The 4953-nt window shown below is 74.0% G+C and carries 3 protein-coding genes; 1 reads left to right on the forward strand and 2 read right to left on the reverse strand.

Annotated features, from left to right (window positions below; all coding sequences use genetic code 11):
• Positions 1 to 62: 62 nt before the first annotated feature.
• Positions 63 to 2171, reverse strand: a complete 2109-nt coding sequence (fusA, locus tag ACFWUQ_RS31145) for an elongation factor G (RefSeq protein ID WP_384544718.1) — start codon at positions 2169 to 2171, stop codon at positions 63 to 65.
• A gap of 431 nt (positions 2172 to 2602) precedes the next feature.
• Complete coding sequence (locus ACFWUQ_RS31150; RefSeq protein ID WP_384544720.1) at positions 2603 to 4015, reverse strand: Ig-like domain-containing protein; 1413 nt, start codon at positions 4013 to 4015, stop codon at positions 2603 to 2605.
• 269 nt (positions 4016 to 4284) lie between these two features.
• Between ACFWUQ_RS31150 and ACFWUQ_RS31155 the strand changes: the two genes are divergently transcribed.
• Entirely contained in the window at positions 4285 to 4905 is a 621-nt protein-coding gene (locus ACFWUQ_RS31155) for an L-threonylcarbamoyladenylate synthase (protein ID WP_384544722.1), read from the forward strand.
• The last annotated feature ends 48 nt before the right edge of the window (positions 4906 to 4953 follow it).

The following is a 4953-nucleotide window of genomic DNA, read 5'->3' on the forward strand; positions in this document are numbered from 1 at the left end:
GACCTCGCCAGGCCCGCGGGAGGCGGCCGGCGCCGCGTCTACCCGGCGGCCGGTGCCCGCGTTCAGCCGTTCGCCTGCGGGGCGGCGGCATAGCCGGTGGGGCGGGTGGTGAACGTGCCCCGGCCCTGGGTCCGGCCGCGCAGCCGGGACGCGTAGCCGAACAGCTCGGCCAGCGGCACCGTGGCGGTGATCACCGCGGTACCGGCCCGGGCGGTCTGCCCGGAGACCCGGCCGCGCCGCGCCGCGAGGTCGCCGATGACCGCGCCGACGGCGTCGCCGGGCACGGTGACCGTGACCTCGGCCACCGGTTCCAGCAGGGTCATCGCGCTCCCGCGCAGGGCCTCGCGGAGGGCGAACCGGCCGGCGGTGCGGAAGGCCATCTCCGAGGAGTCCTTCGGATGGGTGGCCCCGTCGGTGAGCGTGACGCTCACGCCGGTCACCCGGTGGCCCCCGAGCGGGCCCTCCGCCAGTGCGTCCCGGCAGCCGGCCTCGACCGCGCGGACGTACTCCTGCGGCACCCTGCCGCCGGTGACGGCCGAGCGGAACACGAACTCCTCCCCCTCACGGCCGGCCGGGTCCGGGTCCAGCGGCTGCACGTCGAGGACGACGTGGGCGAACTGGCCCGCGCCGCCGTCCTGTTTGACGTGCCGGTACAGCAGCCCCCGTACGCCCCGGGCGACCGTCTCGCGGTAGGACACCTGCGGGCGCCCCACCGCGATCTCCAGTCCCTGGGCGCGGCGGACCTTCTCCACCGCAACCTCCAGGTGCAGTTCGCCCATGCCGGAGAGCAGCGTCTGGCCTGTCTCCCGGTCGGTCCGTACCGCCAGCGAGGGGTCCTCCTCCACGAGCCGCGCCAGGGCCGTGGCGAGCCGGTCGGTGTCCAGGCTGCGCGCGGCCTCGACCGCCACCGAGACGACGGGCTCGGCCGCGGTGGGCGGTTCGAGGACCAGGGGCGCACCGGGGGTGCACAGCGTGGCGCCGGGGCGGGCCGACTTCAGCCCGATCACGGCCACGATGTCCCCGGCGCGCGCCAGCTCGACGTCCTCGTGCCGGTCGGCCTGCACCCGCAGGATGCGGCCGATCCGCTCGGTGCGGCGTGCTCCCGCGTCGAGCACGGTGTCCCCCTTGCGGATCGTTCCCGAGTAGACGCGTACGTAGGCGAGGCGGCCCGTCGCCGTGGAGCTGACCTTGAACACCAGGCCGGCGAACGGCGCCGAGGGGTCGGCGGCCCGTTCCTGCGCCCCGCCGCCGTGGGTGCCCCGTACGGGCGGCACGTCCAGCGGGGAGGGCAGGTAGGCGACGGCCGCCTCCAGCAGCGGTTCGATGCCCCGGTTGCGGTAGGCCGAGCCGCACAGCACCACGACGCCCTCGCCGCGCGCGGTCAGCTCGCGCAGCGCCGAGGCCAGGGTCGCGGCGGAGAGCGCCGAGGTGGCGCAGAACTCCTCCAGCGCGACCGGGTGCAGTTCCGCCACCGCCTCCTCCAGGAGTCGGCGCCGGCGCTCCGCCTCGGGGCGCAGAGCCTCGGGGACCGGGCCCTCCTCGTACGGATCGGGGCCCGGGCCCCAGACGAGGGCGCGCATGCGCAGCAGGTCCACCACGCCGGTGAAGCCGTCCTCCTGACCGATCGGCAGCTGGACGACGAGCGGGACGGTGTGGAGCCGCTCGCGCAGGGAGTCGACGGCCGTGTCGAGGTCGGCGCCGGCCCGGTCCAGCTTGTTGACGAACGCGATCCTGGGCACGCCGTGCCGGTCGGCCTGGCGCCACACCGACTCGCTCTGCGGCTCGACGCCCGCGACGGCGTCGAAGACGGCGATCGCGCCGTCGAGGACCCGGAGCGAGCGCTCGACCTCGTCGGCGAAGTCGACGTGGCCAGGCGTGTCGATGAGGTTGATCCGGTGGCCGTTCCACGTGCAGGTCACGGCTGCGGCGAAGATGGTGATCCCGCGGTCGCGCTCCTGGGAGTCGAAGTCGGTGACGGTGGTGCCGTCGTGGACCTCGCCGCGTTTGTGGGTGGTGCCGGTGGCGTACAGGATCCGTTCGGTGACGGTGGTCTTGCCCGCGTCGACGTGGGCGAGGATGCCGAGGTTGCGGACGGCGCCGAGCGGCGACGCGGCGGTGGCGGTGGTGGCAGAAGTGGTGGGGAATCCGGTGGAAGTCGTGTGCGTACGCACGGCCTGGGGCCTCTCGGTGGTCGCGGTGCTGGAGCGGCGAGCAGCGCGATGCCCGGACGAAGGCGGCCCGGTGCGGGCCGCGGGCGACCCTGACACGCGGCGTGCGTGTCGGTCGGCCCGTCCCTGACCGGTCTGGGGGTCGGCGGGACGCGCGGGGCCGGCGGAACGGGTCCGCCGGCCCCGGCGGCCGTCGGCCGGCGCAGGGGTCAGGTGTTCGTCACGGGGATCCGGTGGCGGCCGCGCAGCCGGCACCGGGCGCCCGAGGACACCAGGATCACGTCGTACCGGGGGCGGGGAGCGACGGCGGCGGTGTGGTCACGCATGGCCGGACTCCCCTCGACTCGTCGGACGGTGCGCGGCCTTCGGACGGCGGCGCGTGATCACGAGTGTAGGGAGCGGGGGCGGGTCGGGCCACGCATTTGTTCCCGGTGTCAGGTGAGGGGGTGCAGCCGGGACGGCGCGGGCGGCGGCTCCTGCGGGCGGGTGGCGGTGTCGTTGTCGGCCAGGGCGCTGCCGGCCAGCCAGGTCCGCCAGTCCACGTTCCAGTCGCCGATGCCGTTGCCGAAGGGGGCCATCTCCTCCCCGCCGCTGTTGACCACCTCGACGATGTCGCCCTCCCGGACGGTCCCGAAGAACCAGGCCGCGTCCTCGGTGCTCATGCCCGTGCAGCCGTGGCTGACGTTCTCCTCGCCCTGCGCCTCGACCGACCAGGGCGCGGCGTGGATGTACTCGCCGCTCCAGGTAACCCGGGTGGCGTAGCGGACGGGCAGGTCGTAGAACTCCTTGGTGCCCCGTTTGATGCCGACGCTGTCCCCGCGCATCCGGACCAGGGGCTCCTTTCGCAGGACCACCTTGATGCCGCTGCGGGTCCGGAAGCCGGCCTTGCCGGTGGTGACGGGGATCGTCCTGACGACCCGTCCGTTGCGCCGCACGGTCATCCGGTGGGTGGCGGAGTCGGTGACGGCCTCGACGCGCTCCCCGATGGTGAACCGGAGTTCCTCGGACGGGCCGCCGTACTCCTGGTCGCCGAACTGGACCCCGTCGAGGCCGCTGCGCACGCGGACTTTCGTGTGGGCGGGCCAGTAGGTGCGCGGGCGGAAGTGCAGGGTCGAGTCGTCCACCCAGTGCCAGGCGCCCTCGACGCGGGGCTCCGAGGTCACCTGGAGGCCCTGTTCCAGCCTGGCGCGGGCCGTACGGTCGGTGGCGGGGACCGGGTGGCTGAGGGCCGCGGTGACGATCTGGCCGGCGCCGTACGTTCCCGGACGGGGTCCGAACGCGACCGTCAGCTTCTCTCCCGGTGCCGGCGGGGCGGTGCGGAAGGCCATGGTGGCGGCGACGGGCGTGCCGGCCGCGTTGAGGGCGCCGACCCGCAGGGTGTAGCTCTCTCCCGCCCGCAGGGGCTCGGAGTTGAGCCAGCGCCCCTTGTCCGCGTCCAGGTCGCCGGCCAGGTGGCGGCCGTGTCCGTCGAGGGCGGTCACGTCGGTGAGGCGACCCGCGTCCGCGAGGGCGATCTCCAGCGGGCCGCCGGCGTCGGTGGGGAGGCTGTCGGTGCGGGCGGCGCGCGCCGGGGTGGCGGGCCGGGGCTCGCGCACCAGGGACCCCGAGCCCCGGACGGTGGCCAGGACCCGTTGCTCACGCCAGCCGTCGCACAGACCCGGCCGCAGGGCGTGAGCGGCGCAGCGCTCCCCGGTCGGGCCCCGGCCCTCCTCCAGGACCCGTCCGACCAGCAGGGTGACCGGCGCATGCCGGGCCGCCTGCGCGAAGGCCCGTTGGGAGACCTCGGCCTCGGGGGTGCGTCCCGGGGCCGCCGCGACGACGAGCATGGCTCCTGTCGCCGCGGCCACCACCCCCCACGTCCTGGCCGTCGGCGTCCGTCGCGTCCTTCTCGTCCTTCTCGTCCGTGACTCGGTCACGCAGCCCTCCCAGATCTCGCACCGCCGGATGGCAGCATCAGAAACGATCGGGAGCCAAAATGATGATCATGAACGCGGTGTTGGGGCCGAATGGACCTCGCAAGTAGACCCTGACGGGGCACGTCCTCCGCCGCCCGCCGTCCGGATCCCCGCGGTCCGGTTCGGCTGAGCCCGGGAGCCGGATCACGTAGTCTCGGCGGATGGCGAAGTACTTCGACGTGCACCCTGAGAATCCTCAACAGCGCACGATCAGCAATGTGGCGGACAGCGTCCGCTCCGGTGCGCTCATCGCGTACCCGACGGACTCCTGTTTCGCGCTGGGATGCCAGCTCGGCAACCGCGACGGCCTCAACCGGATCCGGTCCATCCGCAACTTGGACGACCGGCACCACTTCACCCTGGTGTGCCAGAACTTCGCGCAGCTGGGTCAGTTCGTGCAGCTCGACAACAACGTGTTCCGCGCGATCAAGGCGGCGACGCCCGGCGCGTACACCTTCATCCTGCCCGCGACGTCGGAGGTGCCGCGCCAGCTGCTGCACCCGAAGAAGAAGACGGTCGGCGTGCGCATCCCCGACCACGTCGTCACCCAGGCGCTGCTCGCCGAGCTGGGTGAGCCGCTGCTCTCCAGCACCCTGCTCCTGCCCGACGAGGAGGAGCCGATGACCCAGGGTTGGGAGATCAAGGAACGGCTCGACCACGAGGTGGACGCCGTCGTCGACTCGGGCGACTGCGGGACGCGGCCGACCACCGTCATCGACTTCTCCGGCGGTGAGGCCGAGATCGTGCGCCGGGGGGCGGGCGACACCACGCGGTTCGAGTAGCCCGAACGCTTCGAGCAGCCCGCTCTTCGAGCAGCCCGAGCGCCGGGG

Source organism: Streptomyces sp. NPDC058662, from assembly GCF_042716255.1.
In the GTDB taxonomy this organism is placed as follows: Bacteria; Actinomycetota; Actinomycetes; order Streptomycetales; family Streptomycetaceae; genus Streptomyces.